We start from the raw sequence: 20,650 nt of genomic DNA on the forward strand, positions 1-20,650 counted from the left end.
TAGCTCACCTTTTAATCATGCATTTAAAATTCTATATTGGGAATTTAAATTCATGGTATCCATTGACTAAATTAACGCAGGGGCAGACACATCATGAGGTTACTTAAGCCACTTGTTGCTATTCCAAAGCGCTGTTTAGTCATGCTTATACGCGGCTATCAAAAATGGGTAAGCCCGTTATTAGGCCCGCATTGTCGTTTTAATCCAACCTGCTCAAGTTATGCTATTCAAGCAATTAATTTGCATGGAAGTGTAAAAGGCAGTTGGTTAGCTGTTAAACGCATATTAAAATGCCACCCTTTACATGCTGGTGGGGATGATCCCGTACCGGCAAAAAATCATATTAACCACCAACACGAGAAATAAGAGCTGTTATGGAATCGCAACGCACGTTTTTATTAATCGGCTTGATGCTTGTGTCGTTTTTATTATTCCAAGAATGGAATAACGACTACAATGCACCAAAAGCTGATCCAAGTGCCACAACACAAACACAAGGCGCAACAACACCAGAATCAGATGAGTTTATTCCGGCATCATCTGACGGTGATGTACCTGCAGTTACAACTGCAAAGCGCTCAGTTATTGATGTAACAACTGATGTGTTTACTGTAAAAATTGACACCCGCGGTGGTGACATTATTGAAGCAGACCTACTTCAATATGAAGAGACAAAAGGAAGTGATACTCCTTACATGCTCCTAGGTGTGTTTGACGGTAAACAATACTTCTCACAAAGTGGCTTGATAGGCTTAAATGGCCCCGACGCAACAGTCAAAGGCCGCCCTGTTTACAAAACCACACAAAAAGCATTTACATTAAATGGTGATGAGCTGCGTGTTCCACTTGAATTCACTGACAGTAAAGGTATTACGTTTACTAAGACTTATATTTTCAAAAAAGGTAATTACGCCGTTGATTTAGAGTACACAGTAAACAACGTAACAGCAGAGCCTATTCAAGTTCAGCTATACACGCAAGTTAAGCGTACTGTACAAGAAAAAGGTAGCTTAGTTGATCAAAACTACCTAGGTGCAGCTTACGGTACTGAAGAAGAGCCATACGAAAAGTACAGCTTCTCAGACATGGCTGATAAAAACCTCAACATCACTACATCTGGCGGTTATATCGCATTTATCCAACATTACTTCGTAAGTGCATGGGTGCCAAAGCAAGATCAACAAAATACCCTTTACAGCAAACTAGTTGCTGGTAATGCAGCCATTATTGGTACTAAAGGTGAAGCGGTAAATGTTCAGGCAGGCTCACAAACGACTCTTTCTTCTACGTACTACATGGGCCCAAAAGAGTCTGATGTACTAGAAGCAATTCACCCAGACTTAGACCTCACAGTAGACTATGGTTGGTTATGGTTTATCTCTCAACCATTATTTGTATTACTGAAGTGGTTACACAGCATCCTAGGTAACTGGGGTCTGGCAATCATTGCAATTACGGTTATCGTTAAAACTGCAATGTACCCACTTACAAAAGCGCAATATACGTCGATGGCGAAGATGCGCGCATTACAACCTAAAATGGCTGCTCTAAAAGAGAAGTATGGCGATGATCGTCAAAAATTCGGTCAAGCTATGATGGAAATGTATAAGAAAGAAAAAGTGAACCCTATGGGTGGCTGTTTCCCTCTTTTACTACAAATGCCTATTTTCTTAGCCTTATTCTACGTATTCCTAGAATCAACTGAGCTACGCCATGCTGAATTCGTTTTATGGTTAAATGACTTATCAGCAATGGACCCATACTATGTATTACCAGTTCTATTTGGTTTAAGTATGTTCGTTACTCAGAAGCTGCAACCTATGACAGTTCAAGATCCTATGCAGCAAAAAATGATGACCTTTATGCCTGTAATCTTCTCAATTTTCTTCTTATGGTTCCCATCTGGTCTAGTACTTTACTGGTTAGTATCGAACCTTATCTCAATCGCACAGATGCTAATCATCTACCGCGGTATGGAGAAAAAAGGTATTAAGGTAAGAGGCTAAACTCTTAACCCAACAAAAAAGGCGCTAACTGCGCCTTTTTTCATACCTGAAAATAGCTAACCCAGAATCGGAGAATAAACCTGATTGGGTACACTGCGCTCAGTAAAGCTCAAACTTGTTGTTAGTAGCGAAGCAACCACCAAACCGATTGCAATCATCCCTGATAATCCAAGCCACTTTACAGCCGTTGTTTTACGCTTAACCCTAAGCCAACTCATATAGATGCCAGCAGCGCTTACAAAGCTCATCAATGCACCAAATAACCCCCAAATAAGCTTGGTACCAATTCCTGCAAAGTTACCAAAATGCAAAGGATCAGCGGTATCGGTGATTCTTGCGACAATAGGTAATTGTTCCCCTTTTTGTATGCCAAGAACTTCACCGGAGCTTGGCTCCAAATACACACGATTAGCACGTAGACGAAGTAAAATATCATTGTTATAACCACGCACTTCAATAGGTTGATCCGCTTTATTAGGATAACGAATATAGCGAATATCAAGGCTGGGAAATGCCTGTTGAGCGGCCTCATAAGCAGCAGCTAAACTAATTGGCGATACATCTTTACGAGGACTTTGTTTTTTAAACTCACTCACAGCTGGTGGAGCAGAAACAGTGTGTGGCACTTTTGCGGTTTGCAGCCCATGTTCGACTAAATACCAAATCCCTGTAATTGCCATCACAGCAATAAACCATAAACTCCAAAGCCCTAACAGCTTATGCCAATCAGACCAACTACTGCGCTTATCAAGGCTAAGCGCAGCAGGCTTTTTTATAAAGCCTTGCCACCAGCGCCGATACACATAAAAACTCGAAACCAATAAAATAACGAGTAACATACTCAAACTGGTGACGATTAATTTACCTGTCCAGCCCATCGACAAGTTCATATGCCAGTTACGTAAAAACCGCGATATCCGCGCCCACTCTCCTCCACCGAGTAAGGTGCCGGTTGCTGCATCTAAATAAACAAAACGAAATGAGTCACCAACTTTAAGGGCCGCTTCAGTGGCAAGGTAATCTTGCTTATGACGTTGTATATAGAGTATCTGAGCTTGCGGATAATGCTTATTAAGGGTGTTTTCGAGAGCAAGGTAGTTAGTAGAGGAAGAAGAACTTAAAGCACGGTACTTAGCGCCTGTTAAGTACTCGAGTTCATGGCTTAACGTAGCGAGTGTGCCCGATACGCAAGTAACAAAAAGCAGGACTCCAACAAAGAGTCCTGCCCAAGAGTGTAAGTTAAACCAACTTTTAGCGTTCACACGCCACCATTAAAAGCTATATTTAGCACTTAAATAGACACGGCGTGGTTCACCAGGAAAGTGCCCTGTTCGCTCGATAAAGCCGCTGCTTGCGTATTCTTTATCAAACACGTTCTTAACTGATAGCTGCCATTGCCAGTTATCGACCCTTGTTTGCCACGCCATGTTGTAAACAGTGTAAGGTTTAACGTGTTGGCCACCTAAACTAAGCTGTTCATCAACATAATCTAAGCCAGCAGAAATGGATGACGATAAGCTAGGTAGCTCATAGCGTGTCCATATACCTAGAGTATTTTGCGGCGCGTTAGCAAATTTATCGCTATCAGGAATTTGGTTAGTAATACTATCATTTGCTTCAGTGATACGGGTATCATTATAAGCATAGCTTGCAGTAACTACCCAGCGCTCAGTGATGTCACCAACCACTTCGAGTTCAAAACCTTTACTTTGTACTTCACCAACGGCAACTAAATCATCAACGCCGTCACCTGCAACATCACCTAATAAGCTAGGCTGCAGGATATTTTTGCGGACAATATCGTACACAGCCATATTAACAGCAAGTGTGTCTTCTAATAATTTAGTTCTTAAACCCAACTCATTAATACGGCTAGTCTCTGGCGAGAATGGGCCGCCTTTAGCTGTTTCTTGATTACTGGCACTTTGCGGTACAAAGCCAGTACCATGTAACGCATAAGGGAAGAACATATTGTTAATGTTATAGCTGGTACCAATTCGGTAGGTTAAGTCGCTATCAGAAAACTCTGTTTGATTTAACAAATCTTTATCTTCAAAACGATCATACCTTAAGCCAGCAGTCACACTCCAATTTGCGGTGATATCTAGCTGGTCTTGCAAGTACGCACCAAAACGGGTGCTATTCGTTTTGCCAAGCCTTGGTGTAATACTATCAAGGTCATAATCATCAGCAGAGGTTAAACCATATTCAGGGTTGTTAAGAGCAAGACCAGGTACAGGGCCACCTTTACTTTGTTGTGTAGCTGTACGGTAAACGCTTTCAAAATCATGTTCATACCAATCACTACCAAACAGCACTTGATGCTGCATGTCTGCCACTACAAATTCTGCAATCGCATTAGCTGTTAAGCTAAAGCCTTTGTTCTCACGTACTTGATCACGAAACTCACGGTGGCTCCAATCAACAATACCGTCGTCATCTGTATCAACGAGGCCTCTTGGTTCATGGTAGTTTTGCACTTCTTTGTTATCAAAATAACGTGCTGTAACATCTGTGCGCCAAACATCATTAAACTCATGTTTTAAAGTAGCCTGATAAACATGGGCTTCAACATTTTGAAAGTCTGTCGCCTCGTTATGATTCCAGCTAATATCAGTTAGAAAATTGCCATTATCATCGGCAGGTACACCACGTAAACGTGCTCCACCCAACTCTTGCTCTATATAGGTATACTGAGTGGTCAATTCGGTTGCACTATTTATAAACCACGTATAACCAAGATCAACAATGGTATTATCGCTGCTAGTATTAGCGCGGAATGGTTTTTCAGTATCACGGTAAAGACCAATACGATAAGCATGGTTATCAAGTGACTCACTTAAAGTCCCCGTGCTTTCTAATGCGCCACTGAAGAAGTCATCATTCCCCACTTCCACTTCAATACTGTGCTCACTGGTGAATTTAGGCTTCTTAGTTACATAGTTAATAATACCGCCTGGATTACCACTGCCGTATATAGCACCAGCAGGCCCTTTTAAAACCGCAACTTGTTCAATATTAAATAATTGCGGTACAGCAAAGCCATTGAAAGGATCGCCCTTCACACCATCGTATAAAATCTCATCTTGGCGAAAGCCACGGAATGTCACGCCCGAATAACTAAAAGCATTAACACCAGCAATATTGCTATAAAGGTCGGTAATTTGCCGAGCAGCCTGATCGCTAATCAGCTCCTGCGGCAAAATTTGAATTGACTGAGGAATTTTCTCTAAAGGTGTATTGGTACGAGTAGCAAAGCTAGACTCGGTTGGCCGATATAAAGAAAACGCACGACCAACAACTTCTATTTTTTCGAGTTCTTTTAAATCATTTTGATCAGAAGTAGCAACTTCAGTTTGCGAATGAGCAATACCTGAAAAACCCGCAGCAAGAGCAATAAAAACAGCAGAAAAACGCATAATAAAAAGGGACAAGATTAATAATGCGCAACATGTTAATGAATATAATTATCATTTGCAATATGTGTTTATTATTAATTAAAGCTAAATAAAGTATTACTTACATCAGGCTTTTGCTACTTCATTACTCAAACAGCTATTCGCATGAAATTAAGCCATAGGTTACAATAGAGCCAGCATTCATTCTTTTATTGGCATTATTTCATCGCATGATTAATCAAGACACAATTGCAGCACAAGCGACCGCACCTGGACGTGGTGGGGTTGGTATTATTCGCGTCTCTGGCAGCTTAGCTAAAACAGTGGCAGAGCACATTATTGGCCGTTGCCCTAAAACACGTTACGCAGACTATGTGCCCTTTAAAAGCTTGAGCGGTGAACAGCTTGACCAAGGTATTGCTATTTACTTCCAAGGGCCAAACTCATTTACCGGCGAAGACGTACTTGAACTACAAGGTCACGGCGGTCCTGTTGTATTAGATATGCTATTAAAAGAGATTAGCCAAATTGACGGTGTTCGTTTAGCAAAACCAGGAGAGTTCTCTGAGCGCGCATTTATGAATGACAAGCTTGATTTAACTCAAGCTGAGGCAATTGCCGACCTCATCAATGCAACCAGTGAACAAGCTGCAAAAAGTGCACTCCAATCTCTACAAGGTGAATTTTCTAAGCACATCGAAACGCTGGTGGAGAAAGTCATTCACCTACGTATGTATGTTGAGGCCGCGATTGATTTTCCAGATGAAGAAATCGACTTCCTATCAGACGGTAAAGTATCCGCAGATCTCAATGCTATTATTGATCAATTAGAGAATGTAACTCAGCAAGCTAAGCAAGGTAGCATCATGCGTGAAGGTATGCGTGTTGTTATTGCCGGTCGCCCTAATGCTGGTAAATCAAGCTTATTAAATGCGTTAGCTGGCCGAGATGCAGCTATCGTTACCGAAATAGCAGGCACGACACGTGATGTATTACGTGAGCATATTCACATTGACGGTATGCCACTGCATATTATTGATACCGCAGGTCTGCGTGAAAGCCCAGATAAAGTTGAGCAAATTGGTATTGAGCGCGCATGGGATGAAATTAACCAAGCCGATCGCGTACTATTTATGTTAGATGGCACAGATACATCAGCCACTGACCCCCATGATATCTGGCCGGAGTTTATGGCCAAGTTACCAGAAGGTATGGGCGTTACTGTGATCCGCAATAAGGCCGATATTTCTGGTGAAAATGTCGGTATGGATGAACATGATCAATATCCGGTGATCCGTTTAAGTGCTAAAAATGCAGAAGGTATAGAGTTAGTTCGTACTCACTTAAAGGCATGTATTGGTTTCCAAGGTGCCACTGAAGGTGGATTCATGGCGCGCCGTCGTCACTTAGATGCACTTGATCACGCAGCCTATCATTTAAACACGGGCAAAGAGCAATTAGAGATGCATATTGCTGGTGAGATCCTGGCTGAAGAATTACGCCTAACTCAACAGTTCTTAAATGAGATAACGGGTGAATTTACCTCTGATGACTTACTAGGGAAAATATTTAGTTCGTTCTGTATCGGTAAATAACAAGGTAAACCAAAGGAAACAAACATCCAATTAAAGTTAAAATACCTAATACATTCATACATTTAATAACTTTTTTATCTTTCTCTAGCTTCCTTTAGTTTCATAATATGGGCCTCGAATGGCCCACCTACTTCTTTGTTGTGGGCCACTATTGGTCCACCAAAGAGGAAGTTATTATGAAACTAACCATCGAGAAAAAATCACCTGATAGCACAGGCCGCCAACAACTACTGTTAACCAGAAATTATGGTTCTTACCTAAATGAAAATGGCAAACGAGTAAAACGCCGTAAAAGACAATCATTAGACTTGTTTATTTATGCCACTCCTAAAGACAAGTTCCAACGTGACCATAATAAAAAGACTCTAGATATTTCTGAAAAGATAAGAGCGCAAGCGATTGTCGATTTAGCTAACAACAAGCATCACTTTGAAGACTCAGAAAAACAGCAAGAAAGCTTTTATAGCTACATGCAGCAAATAATAAATGACAAAGAGCACACAGACAGCAAATCAAATGTATCGCTATGGGAATCATCATTAATCCATTTGCAAAAGTACTGTGAGGGTAACCCTTTATCCTTTGCTGACTTCGATGCTGATGTGTTATTAGGGTTCAGAACATACTTAATAAAACATGCACGAACAAAGTCAGATAAGCTACTTTCTTCAAATACTACATCATGCTATTTCAATAAAGTGAGAGCGGCTTTAAACAAAGCATTTCACGAAGGCATTATTCGCCGAAATCCTGTAAACGAAGTAAAAAGCATCAAGATAGAACAAAACCCTCGTAATTACTTAGAAGAGGAAGAAGTAACAGCTCTTTATAGAACAGAGTGCCGATATGATGTACTAAAGCGAGCATTCTTATTCGGATGCCTGACAGGTATGCGCTGGAGCGATATTCAAAAACTAACGTGGGATCGAATAGCTTTAAAAGAGCAACGCGCGACGTTCAGACATACGAAAACAAAACATCTCCAGTACCTTGATTTACCCGACGATGCGATCAGCTTATTAGGTTCGCAAGGAGAAGCCCATGAACGTGTTTTTAAAGGCTTAAGATACTCGAGCTATACTAACGTAGCCCTAACCCAATGGATGCTCAGAGCAGGTATTACAAAGCACATAACCTTTCACTGCGCGAGACACACATTTGCAGTCCGTATGTTAACTAATGATATCGATATCTATACGGTATCAAAGCTACTAGGCCACTCAGAGTTAAAAACAACACAAATTTACTCTGATATAGTTGAGCGTAAGCGAAAAGAAGCGATGACCACCCTACCTAGTCTATTTCAATAAAGGATATTAGGTTGGGAAATATGGGAAACTGGGAAAGTTTAATAAAAACAGTTAAATATAATTTTATTTACCTTCCCTCTTTCCCGTTTTTATTTGAAAAGCCAGTTGTATCCAGGAGGTGTGAAAGCGTCGAGTGCTTGCCACTCAGAGCGCCGCATACCTCTTGGATAACCTTCACTACGCAGAGAAAAGCCCGTCAAGCTAGAAATCGCCCGCAGGGTTGCGAAGCAAGGGGGCCCCGCTTGCGGGGTTCCGATTTATGGCTTTAAGGGGTTTGAAAGGAGTGGTTTCGGTCCTAATGTTGATCTTCCATTTCTACTTAAAAATCATAATCAATTTGTGCTGGCAATCCACCGTATTTCGAATTAGTGTTATGGTTACATAAATTATGTTACGAAAAATTAATTGCCTTACCACTGTAGAAATGTATGGGACCGCTTAATACGCCCTTAATTAGTAACTTCCACCGCGGTAGGGGTGGCAACCTCAGCCTCAATGATAGTTTGTACTTCGGAATACAAATCCACATCCACCTGAGGTACAGACAATGAAACCACTAACGCGTATCGCGCCTTGGAGTCATACCTCTCATGAGCTTTTCGAGTTTTCCACCATCCACCAGCAGGATAAATAGCTATCTTCCCTCTAGCAGCTAAGTCAGCGGCACTACCACGCCATACATCTTTATGGATAGAGCCTTTATGACGTTGCTGCTTACCGATAAGCCAGTTCGCATCTTCTAATGAATCCGGCTTATCACCATCTGCTTTTGCGTTGATTCTGCGCATGAACTGAGCATCAGACTCGCTGTGGTGCTTAACGTCGAACCTCAATTGGTGACTTGCATAATTGTATTTATTCAATACATTGCGGCTAGAGGGATTAGGCTCGATAAAATATGAAAGTGTAACCGTCAATTCAACATCGGCCTCACCTATTTTTAATAGCTCTTCCTGTGGCCAAGGTAAGTCATGCATATGCATATCCTTCGTTTTCGTATCCCCAGAACGAGGTTTGACATAAGGTTGCAGCTCATCTTGAATTACCATTGATAGTGAGTTATCAGCGCTGTTTAATGCTTTTTCAAGGTTGGGCACACCATATCCAACTTTCCTGACTAATTTAACCATATCTGACTTTCTGATTGCCTCACCCCGTTGTGCAGAAATTAATGCATACATTGCATCAGTCCAATCTGCGGAATGCACGGTTAAAGCCCTGACTGTTTCAGGCCATATATCATTATACTGAGTTTTAATCTGCGCAGAGAACCTTGCTGCCAAAGCAGTAGCTGCGCTAGTTGCGTGCGTTGTCGTAAAGTGCCGCTGAGAGTAATCACTATTCGTCGTCAAAAGGTGCAAATCGGGTTCATCACCACAAAATCCATCCTTAGCTTTCGCTAAGTTGCCACCTTCAAACACAACCTCTGGTTTGAATGGGGCATTATTCTTATCCCAGCCGAGAGACGTTGTCGAGTATGGAGACAAACCACCGCAAGGAGCCAAAGGAACTAAATCTGCCGAGAAGGAAAGCTGGTCTTTTTCTGTAAATGCACCAACAGTAAGAACATTCCATGCCTGAGCAGGGTCATGCACATTACTCAAGTAATTGGTATTAGGGTAATCTACATTTGCATCTAACTTGGCATTCCCTGCACATACAGTAAACAAGCGTGGTGTTAGGCCTTCACCTGAAAAATCTACTGCTAACATATCCATTGCACTAGACCATGATGATGGGCGCCCTCTATCTGTTCCTATACCTGACGAAAGCGACATAGAGAAAACCCTAGACCTTTCAGGCTTATATATCTCCATTTCAGATACAGCATTAGTTGTCACTATACCCAGAGGTTTATCAGCATTATCCCCATTAAATCTCATAGTTTTGACAGATTCGAGTCTATGACTAACTACTTCAACACTAGATGAGCTCAACCGTTCAGTCATATCTCCCCACATAGCAAGGCCAGCCATTTCGGTTCCATGACCCAGTGCATCTGTAGGGTCACTGTCTTCTGTAATAGTTCTCTGGTCAGATGTAGTTGAAAAGGGAGCAAGCAATGGGTGTTCGACATTAACACCTGAATCTATAATACAGACGTAAGGTGTTTCATCAGAGGTGTTAAAACTAAGACGCTGTAACAGTTCTTCTGTCCACTCCTCTTGCTCCTCATTCGGCATTGCAGCAAAGAATTCAGCGGTAACTTTCGGGAATCGAATCTCAGCAACTCGAAACAATAAAGCGGCGTTTTCTTCCAGTGTTCTTTGGCTCGTTTGCAACTGAATTACAGTATGCTCAGGGAATCGCAGCTTATGCTCCGACACTCTCATTTCAGCCATATTTGCCAATCGCGTAAAATCAGCCAAGATTTCTTGATAGTGGTTGTGCGTTTGGCGAGTCTTTCTTGGTGTAGCTAACCACACCTCCCACCACACTCTTTCATCTTTATTCTCAGGCAGCAATGTTTCATCATCAGCCCAAATTGCAGCAAAAGTAGCTCGCTTAATATTTTTTATTGAGTCAATGAGTTTCTGGTGATCACCAGCCCTTCCCCCAGACAGCACCCTACGTTCCTCATACTCATTGAGCTTCTTCTGGTAAAAGCTCAGTTTACCTTCAGGAACAAACGCAGTTGCTATTGTGGTTTTGTGTCCTTCTTCCAGCTCCACGGTCTTGACATTATGCAACACAATACCTTGTGGGTCATTCGCCAAACTCTCTACTGCCATCGCCACATCAGGGAAGCTTTCAAACTCAACTTGAATACCCACTCCCATACTCAGTTCACTAGAAGGTACGGATCGTTTCAGATCGGAGAATTCGCTCGCAACAGATTGAATATTTTGGCGTAGGTGAGCACTATGTGTGGCTCGGTCCTTGGCGGGAATTGTTACTGGTCCACCACCACCTCGACTCGGTGAGGTGAACTCGTGGGAACTAGCTGAGGAACTAATAAAGAAGTGGGGTTTATCAAATTCGTTACGAGCCATTAAGGTTCCTTCTTACTCCATAAAGTGTTGGCTTATAGTCTTTCTGTCTTCAATTGCCTGTTGAAGCATTGTGATGGTAATTGAGCTGTGTTCATGAATAAGCATTTGTTTAATTGCATCATTTGCAGCTAATGTAATTTCAGCATTACTTAACCCATCTGCTATCTTTGAAAGCTTCTTCCATGAGAAGTTCTTCGCGACATAAGAGTGCAACCGCGTTTTGAAAAGCTTGATAATTTCCTCTTCTGATGGAAGTTGATACTTGATGACATCATCAAAACGGCGGAAAAGTGCGTGGTCTAATGCTTCAATGTGATTTGTAGCGCAAACGATAACACTATTAGAGTTATCTTGTTCAATCATTTGCAAAAAGCTATTGAGAATACGTCTAGCTTCACCTACATCATTACTTGAGCCACGATGAGAGCCCAAGGCATCAAACTCGTCAAAAAAGTATACCCCTCTAACTTCTCGAATAGCATCAAAAATCTGGCGTAGCTTAGCTGAAGACTCCCCTAGATACTTTGTGATTACCGCATCAAGGCGAACCTCAAACAAAGGAAAATTTAGCTCGCCCGCCAAAACAGACGCTGTAAAGGTTTTACCTGTTCCTGGCTTACCTGCAAGTAACAATTTTCTACGAGGAGAAAGACCATGATTTTTTAAGGTAACGAGATGTTTTTGCTCTTTAACTAACCTTTCAAGCCGGCTCTTAACAGAACTTGAGACAATAAGGTCAGAAAAGCGAAGTTTGGGATGAGTTGTAGCTAATAGACCTGAAGTGTCCTTAACACTACTAGCAATCGAAACAGGTAGGTTTTTAGCACTATTTTTTTTTGCCTGCTCAACTAACCCTTTTAGCTCTTGCGCAAGTTTTCCATGACCATTTCTCGCTTCATGAGCAGCAACCTGAAGCGCGACAGATAAAAATCTATCGTCATCTTTGTCGATATGAGATTGCATCAAAGCTTTAATTTGCGTCGAGCTAGCCATGGGTACTTTCTAAAATGAGTGAATGATTACGATGTAATCATACATTGAAAAGTCGATTTATTCTATCATCTGATAGTTTAATAATCGTTTAACATATACAGGAATAACTTAGCTTGGAGAGTGGGTATTAACGCAATATTTAAATTTGTGAATTAGCAACTTAATCATATTTGAATAATTTTTAGAAAAACAGCCCAATATAATTGGCTACGTATGTAGGAGCTACTTGACTACCCACGAAGACTACATTGATAAATTATGTGCTTCCATGGCCGCACCCTGATGCACCATAGCCCAGTTTCATGAACCCAGATGTGGGCCGTTATTATCGATAACGAATCGCGGTGTACGCTGCCAATCACAAAGTAAACCATTTTCAAAAAAAATGTTTGGAAAAACCCAGATAAGATTGCCGGGGGTTTTCTTTTAAGGCGGGTTGGTGACGAGTCGTCCCTACTCGAAAGAGGTAGGGACGACTCGCAGAGTCGCCCATCAAGGCCACTGCTCATGATGCCTCTACACCAAATCCGCCCTGTAAAATTGCAGGGCCAGAAGAGGGATGGAGATTTGAGCACATCAAAAAGGTGTTGCAATCTCTGATCACTGTGATAATTTCATTTATGAACTAGCTCGGAGTGAGCTTCAAGAAAAAGGGCGTTCTCACTGCCCGCAACACGTTCCTGAGGAGCTGCATTCGCAGCATTATGGGTCATACGACCAACCCCCTATACACAACACAAATATAAACCACAGTAGTTCGCGCTGTATTTCAACAGAAATCACACGGCTCAGCTTTGTTGCTTTAGGCCAGTTAGCCTTTATGTCTTTCGACAATATGCTCGGTTACGCACCGTTCATATGGCTTTAAAACTTACCTATTTTGGCGTTTCGCCCCCTGGTCTTCGGTTTGGTGTTTTTCTCAATACTTTCAAAATTACTTTTTAAATTTATGAGGAACATGAAATGAGCCAATTAGGATATCGTCTTCACCAAATGGTGAACGACATACACCGCGAAAGTAGCTTTAGCACTAGAGCTACCCGAAGCAAAGTTTTAAACCTTGCAGCAGCACAACTACTTAGCCATGGTTATAGATTAAGAGATCCATCAGGTCTAAAAACCAAACATATCAATCACCTTGTAACGCGTTGGCAAGATGAAGGTTTAGCAGCAAAAACGATTAAAAACAGAATGGCTGCACTGCGTTGGATTGCCGAAAAAATAGGTAAACCTAATATCTGTTCACGTAGCAATGATGATTACGGCATTCCAAGAGTTCGTAACAACCCCATTGGCAAGTCAAAAACGTTAGACATGGATAAGCATGCCAAGATCAAGAGTGACTTAATCAAGCTTTCCCTGCGTTTGCAGCAAGAGTTTGGGCTTAGAAAAGAGGAGTGTATGAAATTCAGCTTATCTTATGCTTTGATAGATCCTAACACTCTGCAAATAAAAGGCTCATGGGCTAAGGGTGGTAAATACCGCAAAATTCCGATCTTAAAAGAATCTCAAAGACAGCTCATTCGTGATATTGGTGCCGTAACTAAAGGCGCACTTATCGAACCTGACAAAAACTATAAGTCACAAATGGAACAGTACGACCGCGAAACAATTCGAGTTGGATTAAATAAAAATCACGGACTGCGTCATCATTACGTAAGGGAGCGTTATTTAGAGCTTACAGGCTGGAAATGCCCTGCCGACGGTGGCTCACATAGAAGAGAGCTCTCGCCAACCGATTATGAGCACGATACCAAAGTCCGTGAACAAATTAGCCAAGAGTTAGGTCATGAACGTTTGAAGATAACCTATGCTTACTTGGGCAGTTAAAATTAGGCATGCCTAATTTTGAATGGGCGAATAAACTAACTTCGCCCTAGTTTATTGCTCTACTAAACCTCAGTTTTTACATCCGTTTTTATCACAGTTGATTTTAGAGTGGGAGTCTACCCAGTGGGTAGCTTCCTTTTTAGTATCAAAACCACATCCTGTTGTTCCACCTTTACTTCCTTTGTGAACAATTCCAGTTGGCACATGTTTAACAGCCATAATTCTACTCCATCAGATTGATTTAAAAATTAACGCTTATAAGTTAAGCATTAATAGGATGGCAATTATTGAGCAAAAAGCTAGTTGTTTATTCTTATTTTTTGAAAAAAGTAAAAGTATAGGTTTTGAATAATTAACTATAACCACATGAAAGTTATTGTTTTTAGTGTTTCAAATTTTAACGTGTGAGACATCTTCCATATTGATTTATAAGGATTTATTGGCTTAACTAAAAGCAACTCAATTATCGGCCAAATTAGGCATGCCTAATTTTAGGAGTCTCCTATGTGGAAAAAAGCGTTAAAAGTAACAGGGTTGGTGGCACTGGGTGTTGTTGATGTTTTGCTATCAGTTTCTGAAGAAAATGACCAGCTAGATGAATTGGATGATGGTATGGGTAACATTATTGCTGATGGTGAAGAGATGACTCGCGCAGAAGCTGAAGACGCTAAAGCGCGTGGCGAGCTCTACGATACTTATCTGTAAATTAGGCATGCCTAATTTAAAAGGGGAAATGATGACGAGTAAAGAGCTTTGGCCATTTAAGCCTGTATATGATGAGCTGAAGAGCCGCTTAGCTGGTATCGAGGATGAGTGTGAACCATTAGGTTTAGAGCTTAATCTTCGCAATGAAACAGAAGAAGAGATGTTCATTGCTTTAACCACACAAAAAGCATTTGCATTTGATGTTATGAATGAGCATGACGATATTTGGGATATTCGACTGGAACCCTTTTCAACGTTCAAAAGGCGTAGTGCTCAAATTTTCTTTCCTTTCACAGGCCTTAATCCATCTAAGCGGTTGAAAATTAGTAACTGGATTTTAGAGCTTTGCAATTGGGAAGGTAATATCTATTTAGGTAATACAAGACATTAAGGTGTACTTATGACTGATTATGACTGGTTTCAAATGTGGGTGTTAATGGTGCTGGCTATTCGCGCTACTCGGCACTACGACAAACTGAAACATGACTTATTTGAAGCAATTAAAGAGGGGAAAATATAGCAATGGCTCCTTTACTAACAGGCTGTGTTTTAATTCTAGCTATGGTGATATTTTTTGCTGTTCTATTCTATTTAAATCGGAAAAACCTCAATAAATTCGACTGATGTCCAATTTTTTGAATCAAGAAATTAGGCATGCCTAACTTTTTGAACACAAAAACATCATTTCACCCACTTTTTAATGCAAAAATACAGACCCCATATCAGGTAAACCCTAGGTTTAAAGGGGGCTAAGAAAACCCCCAAAAAGTTCGGGTAGCTTTCTCCAGCATTCATTTTTGATATTTGCTCAAATAACTCCAAACGAAACTAAAAGAAATCAAAGTAAAGGAGCTTTATTATGTTTGAGCTTAGAGATTCAGGTTTATTTTACACCCCGACAACTGATTCAGAATCGAGGTTCTTGTGTGGCCCAATTCAAGTACTTGGCATTTCAAGGGGAGATAATGGCACAAAGGACTATGGCTTGCTTGTTGAATGGAAAAACTTAGACGGTATTTGCATTCGCAAGCTGATACCTCGACGTCGGATAATGAATGAAAAAAGTAACTTCGTAAAAGAGCTACTTTTGGATACGGGACTTGTAATATCAAGCCGTAAAGGAGTTTGGGAGCCAATAATATCTTACCTTATCCAGGCAAGGCCAAAGCAGAGGTATAAAAGCTCGAATCAAGCTGGCTGGCTCAATAATAGCTTTGTTACACCGAGCTGGTGTGTTAGCAATGGATCTGAAAAAGTTATTTATTCAGGAAATAAAAGCAACGAATTCCTCAGTACTTCCGGCACTCTTTCTGGTTGGCAAAAAGAAATAGGAAGTCTGTGTATTAATAACCCTATCTTGGCCTTCACAGTCTGTGTCGGGTTAAGCGCCCCACTGCTTCATTGGCTAAACTGGCCTAGCAGTGGTGTGCATTTATTCGGTAAATCAAAAATATCCAAAACAACCATACTAATTCTAGCAGCTAGCCTATATTCCGGTACTAACTTTTACTATACGTGGAGAGCAACAGAAAACGGGCTAGAAGCCACAGCTGTTGAACATAATGACTTGCTCCTTTGCCTTGATGAGCTTCATCAGGCCCCCCCTGAAGTCGTCGACCAATCTATATACACCCTCGCAAATGGACTGTCTAAAATGCGCAGTAACAAAACCATTACTCAAGACGACATAAAAAACTGGCGTCTACTTTATTTAAGTACCGGAGAAATGGGGCTAGAGGAGAAGTTGGCACCAATTCAAAAAGGTGTCAAAGCTGGGCAGGAAATTCGCTTTTTAGAAGTGCCAGTCCAGAGAAAATATGGGGCCTATGATGAACTTTACTGTCACAAAACGATGAATGACTTTTCAGACTCTATCTGGAAAGCAATAAAAGAGAACCACGGTACTGTCATGCCAAAGTGGATTGAATACTTAAGCTCAATTGGCGATCTTTCAGGCTTGCTAGCTTATCGAGTCCATGAACTTCGCGATAAATGGCAAATAAGTAAAGACAATAATCATGGCAGCCAGGTACTTGAAGCAGCCAAGCGTTTTGCACTGTTTGGGGTTGCTGGGGAAATAGCTATATCAGCAGGGTTAATGCCTTGGCCAAAAGGCTGCGGAGAGCATTCAGCGAAAATAGCGTTTGACTCTTGGCTTGAGATGCGAGGCTCTTCCAATGACTCAGAGGATGAAAAGCTGCTTAAAGAAATACCTATCGCATTAAAGCGCTGGCGCAACAAACTATTACCTGAAGGTCAGCCGCTGAATGATAACTATGGTTACGCATTAGATTCAGACGGCAAACAAGCATGGTTGTTAACACGCCAAGCATTTCTGGAAGGACTAAGTATTAAGTACAAGCAGCAAATATCCCAAGCGGTGAAATTTATGGAAGAGAAATCTTGGATGGAAACGAGTGAGGGACGCGATACGTTCAAGCGTGTTGTGGATGGCGGGCCAAAGGGTGGCCGCTACTACAAAGTTATTCCACATCGCATTACCGAAGAACTCGCGCTAGATGAGGCGCTTTCGCGAGCCGCTTTCCCATGTTAGTGGCTTGAATTTAAAACAGTTTCCCAATTTCCCGTTTTCCCAAGAGATTTAAGAGAGTAGACCATGAAAAATGATATAAGTGATGCACTACGTAAGAATGACGAATTACCGGATATCCGAAATACAATTGAAGAGATGATCTTGAAAAGTCACTTATGCAACAAAGCCGCATTAACAGTTGAAGAATGCGCACTTTATACAGGTATGGCAAAAAGCTACATCTATAAACTAACCCATGAAGGCATTATTCCTCATGCAAAACCTAATGGTAAAAAGATCTTCTTCGATAGGTTAGAGCTTGATCAATGGCTTCTTGGTAACAAGATAAAAGGTGATATAAGCGAAAGTGATTTCATCAAAAAAAAGGCTGAATCACTCAACAAGAAAGCATCTATTAAATAAAGGAAATTAGATGAAAGATATCAAATCCTATACCATCATCACTGACATGATGATTCAGTTAATAAAGTAAAGGAATACAAATGAAGTTAATTTCAGATCCAGTTGAGTTTTGCAATGTTTTTGAAAGACTATGCAAAGAGTATGATGAGTTGTTGATGTTAGTTGCTTGGATAGGTAACCCACAAAACTCCATTCCTTATAAATACTTAAAACACTTAAAAAGTGTCAACGCAATTGTAGGCGTAGACTTCTATCAAACGCATCCGGATGGTTTGAATTATTTTTTAAATAATTCCAATTGGAAGTTAAAGGTATCACAACAAAATAGTGGCATTTATCATCCTAAAATGTACCTTTTTACCAAAGATTCAAAGGCATCTTTGATTATTGGAAGCAGTAACTTTACATTCAATGGCTTTACAAAAAATACTGAAATTAGCGCTCTCATTGAAGGTAAAACCTCAAATGAATATGTAATTGATGCAATGAAAACTTTTGAAGCTTTAGATCACTCCGATAATTCATTTGTCCCAGATGATAAATGGCTAATAATGTATGAGGAACGTTACACAAAGTTAAAAGCGAAAGCTTCACCTTCAGTTTTCCCAATAATTGAAATGGACGAGGAAAAAATAAATTGGCTCCTGAATGCTAGCTGGAAATCTTACTATGAAGAGGTAGAGAATAGCTTCCTTAAACGCCCCCTTTCGAATGAAAAATACCAATACCTCTTTAATTCAAGGGAAAAACTGTTGATCTCACCATGGACGAGAGACTACTTTCTAGCTAAAGAAACCCGAAAATTGATTACTGGAAAGTCACCATATGGATATTTAGGGAATACTAGCTCATATGGTAAATACATTGGATGGTACAAAAATGGACCAGAAAATGAACATAACATAGCTCTTTCTGTTATAAAAACCATAGAAAACATAACCTCACCAATGAATTTCGATATTATAGAGCAAGAACTAAGTCGATTGTTTAATTTGGGAGTAGGTTTCAGGATGTGTAACTGGGGTAGGATGATTACACTGATAAGGCCTGATCTTTTTACTACTGTTTCATCACCTGGTTTACGAAAAGAGCTAGCTTCAATAATCAATGTAAAACCCGACAGTCTAAACTCAGTTAATGGATACTTAGATTTAATAAAACAGATACACAAGACGCCATGGTTTCAATCTGAACAACCAACTAATCCTAGAGAGTTATATATTTGGAAGCATAGAGTTGCGTTCTTAGATTTAATTTACTACTCAAAAAGGAGTTAGTGTTCTAAGAATTTTACTCTTGCTTTCCTTTAGTTTACTTGCACGATATTTTCTAATGCGAAAGTGGGCCACCACAGCCCCACCAATAAAACATAAACCTACTGTTTTTATTGACTTTTTTACTTATTGTATCGGTAAATAAATTCCGGTCATCAATATTTAAAAAAAGAGTCGTAAGACTCTTTTTTATTTTAATCCTGCAATCAATTATCGGTTCAGGGCCGAAACCAGCCAGTAATTAATTTCATATCAATTAGTCTAGCGATGTCATTAAACGGAGGACATCATGGACAAATATCAACTCTTTCACCAATTACACCACCAGCAAAAGGGCTTTGTACTCGCTAATGCGTGGGATCTAAGTTCTGCACAATTCATCCAAGCTGCGGGAGCTAAGGCTGTAGCAACAACCAGCTGGGGTATTGCTGCCAGTTTAGGTCTAGCTGATGGTGAAAACATTTCTTTTCAAACTCAGATAACGCTGGTTAAAAGCTTAACCAAACACCTTCATATTCCACTTTCTGTCGATATAGAGTCAGGTTACAGTAACGATCCGCAGCAAATCAGCCAAAACGTTTTAGTATTAGCAAGATTGGGGGTTGTAGGCATCAATATAGAAGATTCAGACAAAGAGACTGACACACTGAGATCCATTGAGCAGCAATGCACTATTATTAGTGAGATAAGGAAAGTACTTAACGAAAATGGCTTCGGTAGTTTATTTATTAACGCCAGAACCGATACCTACTTTGTTAGTGACAGCCCTTTTCAAGCAACATTGAAGCGCGCAAAAGCATATCAAGATGCAGGTGCAGACGGTCAGTTTGTGCCCAGCATAACTAACATTGAGCACATAACCAGCTTAGCTAACACGATAGATATGCCACTAAATGTGATGGCGATAAACAATTTTAACTCAGCAAAAGCCGCTTTCGCTGGTGGTGCAAAACGGTTTTCATTGGGTAGTTCGCTCTATGATCTAGTCGGCAATACGATAAAAACCAGTTTAACTCAGATGGAAAATTAATATTGCGAGCTAAAAAATCAGATCAAAACAGCTTTTAAGATCGAATTTAACTAAAAATGTTATCCACATTTGGGGCTTTTTTAGATCTAAAGGCTGATTTGATCATAAAAAAACGCTGTAATTTGAATCTATTTTCATACAACGGCCTTTTTTAATAACTAATTTTCTTAAAAACACCCTAAATTGGCGCTTATTTTAGTTTTTTTCGATCTATTTTATTGATCGCAAATTGCAAACCGATCGTTATCAACAAGCGATCTATCCACAAAACGATCATACTCACTATTTAAATCAGATCTAAAAAACAAAGCACTTACGCACAATTAAAGATCAACAACTTAGCAAAGTTATACAGTGTCTAAATTCTAGCTTGATCAGAACTTTCCCCAAATTTATTAACAGCTTGATCAAAGGGTTTAATTTATGAACCAATATAAAAAACCATTAAAAACAGTTAATTATAAAAAACATTAAATTTAAGCTGTTATTTTAAGCAGAAAAACTTATTCAGATCGTAATTCAACGCTTTACTCACACCCTAACTTAGTTATCATGTGGCC

At 40.3% G+C, this 20,650-nt stretch carries 16 protein-coding genes; 11 read left to right on the forward strand and 5 right to left on the reverse strand.

The genetic code is table 11. The features are described from left to right. Positions 1-93: 93 nt before the first annotated feature. A complete protein-coding gene (gene yidD / locus PAARA_RS07635) occupies positions 94-366 on the forward strand; it encodes a membrane protein insertion efficiency factor YidD (RefSeq protein WP_054554794.1) in 273 nt (90 codons plus the stop codon). Positions 367-374: 8 nt separating this feature from the next. Next, positions 375-2,006 carry a membrane protein insertase YidC gene (yidC, locus tag PAARA_RS07640; protein ID WP_062568463.1) on the forward strand — a complete coding sequence of 544 codons (1,632 nt, stop codon included), beginning with the start codon at positions 375-377 and terminating at the stop codon, positions 2,004-2,006. Between the two features lie 56 nt (positions 2,007-2,062). On the opposite strand, the gene PAARA_RS07645 is transcribed toward yidC, so the two are convergent. Together PAARA_RS07645 and PAARA_RS07650 are read right to left on the reverse strand one after the other, a co-directional pair. After that, positions 2,063-3,268 carry a PepSY-associated TM helix domain-containing protein gene (locus PAARA_RS07645; RefSeq protein WP_062568464.1) on the reverse strand — a complete coding sequence of 402 codons (1,206 nt, stop codon included), beginning with the start codon at positions 3,266-3,268 and terminating at the stop codon, positions 2,063-2,065. A gap of 9 nt (positions 3,269-3,277) precedes the next feature. Continuing rightward, entirely contained in the window at positions 3,278-5,425 is a 2,148-nt protein-coding gene (locus PAARA_RS07650) for a TonB-dependent siderophore receptor (RefSeq protein WP_062568465.1), read from the reverse strand. A gap of 209 nt (positions 5,426-5,634) precedes the next feature. Here PAARA_RS07650 and mnmE point away from each other — a divergent pair, with 209 nt between their 5' ends. Further along, positions 5,635-6,999 carry a tRNA uridine-5-carboxymethylaminomethyl(34) synthesis GTPase MnmE gene (gene mnmE / locus PAARA_RS07655; protein ID WP_062568466.1) on the forward strand — a complete coding sequence of 455 codons (1,365 nt, stop codon included), beginning with the start codon at positions 5,635-5,637 and terminating at the stop codon, positions 6,997-6,999. A gap of 176 nt (positions 7,000-7,175) precedes the next feature. After that, the gene (locus PAARA_RS07660; RefSeq protein ID WP_062568467.1) at positions 7,176-8,309 is read left to right on the forward strand and encodes a tyrosine-type recombinase/integrase; all 1,134 of its coding nucleotides are present in this window, start codon (positions 7,176-7,178) and stop codon (positions 8,307-8,309) included. Positions 8,310-8,758: 449 nt separating this feature from the next. Here PAARA_RS07660 and PAARA_RS07665 read toward each other — a convergent pair whose 3' ends face one another. Beyond that, positions 8,759-11,302 carry a S8 family peptidase gene (locus PAARA_RS07665; RefSeq protein ID WP_062568468.1) on the reverse strand — a complete coding sequence of 848 codons (2,544 nt, stop codon included), beginning with the start codon at positions 11,300-11,302 and terminating at the stop codon, positions 8,759-8,761. Positions 11,303-11,314: 12 nt separating this feature from the next. Next, positions 11,315-12,265 (reverse strand): AAA family ATPase, encoded by a 951-nt coding sequence (locus PAARA_RS07670; RefSeq protein WP_245219925.1) that lies wholly within the window; start codon positions 12,263-12,265, stop codon positions 11,315-11,317. A gap of 993 nt (positions 12,266-13,258) precedes the next feature. Between PAARA_RS07670 and PAARA_RS07675 the strand changes: the two genes are divergently transcribed. Further along, on the forward strand, positions 13,259-14,125 hold the full coding sequence (locus PAARA_RS07675; RefSeq protein WP_062568470.1) for a phage integrase N-terminal domain-containing protein: 867 nt from the start codon (positions 13,259-13,261) through the stop codon (positions 14,123-14,125). Between the two features lie 69 nt (positions 14,126-14,194). On the opposite strand, the gene PAARA_RS20525 is transcribed toward PAARA_RS07675, so the two are convergent. Further along, entirely contained in the window at positions 14,195-14,344 is a 150-nt protein-coding gene (locus PAARA_RS20525) for a hypothetical protein (protein ID WP_006793968.1), read from the reverse strand. A gap of 285 nt (positions 14,345-14,629) precedes the next feature. On the opposite strand from PAARA_RS20525, the gene PAARA_RS07680 reads away from it, so the two are divergent. The 6 genes from PAARA_RS07680 to PAARA_RS07705 all read left to right on the forward strand — a co-directional run bounded on the left by PAARA_RS07680 (position 14,630) and on the right by PAARA_RS07705 (position 20,090). Next, the gene (locus PAARA_RS07680; protein ID WP_024601501.1) at positions 14,630-14,830 is read left to right on the forward strand and encodes a hypothetical protein; all 201 of its coding nucleotides are present in this window, start codon (positions 14,630-14,632) and stop codon (positions 14,828-14,830) included. A 28-nt stretch (positions 14,831-14,858) separates the two neighbouring features. After that, positions 14,859-15,221 carry a hypothetical protein gene (locus tag PAARA_RS07685; RefSeq protein ID WP_245219926.1) on the forward strand — a complete coding sequence of 121 codons (363 nt, stop codon included), beginning with the start codon at positions 14,859-14,861 and terminating at the stop codon, positions 15,219-15,221. A gap of 468 nt (positions 15,222-15,689) precedes the next feature. After that, on the forward strand, positions 15,690-17,384 hold the full coding sequence (locus PAARA_RS07690) for a DUF927 domain-containing protein (RefSeq protein ID WP_062568472.1): 1,695 nt from the start codon (positions 15,690-15,692) through the stop codon (positions 17,382-17,384). 63 nt (positions 17,385-17,447) lie between these two features. Then, complete coding sequence (locus PAARA_RS07695; RefSeq protein ID WP_062568473.1) at positions 17,448-17,786, forward strand: excisionase family DNA-binding protein; 339 nt, start codon at positions 17,448-17,450, stop codon at positions 17,784-17,786. Between the two features lie 80 nt (positions 17,787-17,866). After that, on the forward strand, positions 17,867-19,063 hold the full coding sequence (locus tag PAARA_RS07700) for a phospholipase D family protein (RefSeq protein ID WP_062568474.1): 1,197 nt from the start codon (positions 17,867-17,869) through the stop codon (positions 19,061-19,063). A 286-nt stretch (positions 19,064-19,349) separates the two neighbouring features. After that, positions 19,350-20,090, forward strand: a complete 741-nt coding sequence (locus PAARA_RS07705; protein ID WP_062568475.1) for an isocitrate lyase/PEP mutase family protein — start codon at positions 19,350-19,352, stop codon at positions 20,088-20,090. Positions 20,091-20,650: the final 560 nt, after the last annotated feature.

It is taken from the genome of Pseudoalteromonas arabiensis (assembly GCF_001550155.1).
Lineage (GTDB): Bacteria > Pseudomonadota > Gammaproteobacteria > Enterobacterales > Alteromonadaceae > Pseudoalteromonas > Pseudoalteromonas arabiensis.

What these genes read in the sequence shown, in the direction of transcription:
- PAARA_RS07675 (WP_062568470.1), top strand. Translation starts at nt 13,259, where the DNA reads ATGAGCCAATTAGGATATCGTCTTCACCAAATGGTGAACGACATACAC.
- PAARA_RS07685 (WP_245219926.1), top strand. Translation starts at nt 14,859, where the DNA reads ATGATGACGAGTAAAGAGCTTTGGCCATTTAAGCCTGTATATGATGAG.
- PAARA_RS07680 (WP_024601501.1), top strand. Translation starts at nt 14,630, where the DNA reads ATGTGGAAAAAAGCGTTAAAAGTAACAGGGTTGGTGGCACTGGGTGTT.
- mnmE (WP_062568466.1), top strand. Translation starts at nt 5,635, where the DNA reads ATGATTAATCAAGACACAATTGCAGCACAAGCGACCGCACCTGGACGT.
- PAARA_RS07650 (WP_062568465.1), bottom strand. Translation starts at nt 5,425, where the DNA reads ATGCGTTTTTCTGCTGTTTTTATTGCTCTTGCTGCGGGTTTTTCAGGT.
- yidD (WP_054554794.1), top strand. Translation starts at nt 94, where the DNA reads ATGAGGTTACTTAAGCCACTTGTTGCTATTCCAAAGCGCTGTTTAGTC.
- PAARA_RS07695 (WP_062568473.1), top strand. Translation starts at nt 17,448, where the DNA reads ATGAAAAATGATATAAGTGATGCACTACGTAAGAATGACGAATTACCG.
- PAARA_RS07660 (WP_062568467.1), top strand. Translation starts at nt 7,176, where the DNA reads ATGAAACTAACCATCGAGAAAAAATCACCTGATAGCACAGGCCGCCAA.
- yidC (WP_062568463.1), top strand. Translation starts at nt 375, where the DNA reads ATGGAATCGCAACGCACGTTTTTATTAATCGGCTTGATGCTTGTGTCG.
- PAARA_RS07665 (WP_062568468.1), bottom strand. Translation starts at nt 11,302, where the DNA reads ATGGCTCGTAACGAATTTGATAAACCCCACTTCTTTATTAGTTCCTCA.
- PAARA_RS07700 (WP_062568474.1), top strand. Translation starts at nt 17,867, where the DNA reads ATGAAGTTAATTTCAGATCCAGTTGAGTTTTGCAATGTTTTTGAAAGA.
- PAARA_RS07690 (WP_062568472.1), top strand. Translation starts at nt 15,690, where the DNA reads ATGTTTGAGCTTAGAGATTCAGGTTTATTTTACACCCCGACAACTGAT.
- PAARA_RS07670 (WP_245219925.1), bottom strand. Translation starts at nt 12,265, where the DNA reads ATGCAATCTCATATCGACAAAGATGACGATAGATTTTTATCTGTCGCG.
- PAARA_RS07705 (WP_062568475.1), top strand. Translation starts at nt 19,350, where the DNA reads ATGGACAAATATCAACTCTTTCACCAATTACACCACCAGCAAAAGGGC.
- PAARA_RS20525 (WP_006793968.1), bottom strand. Translation starts at nt 14,344, where the DNA reads ATGGCTGTTAAACATGTGCCAACTGGAATTGTTCACAAAGGAAGTAAA.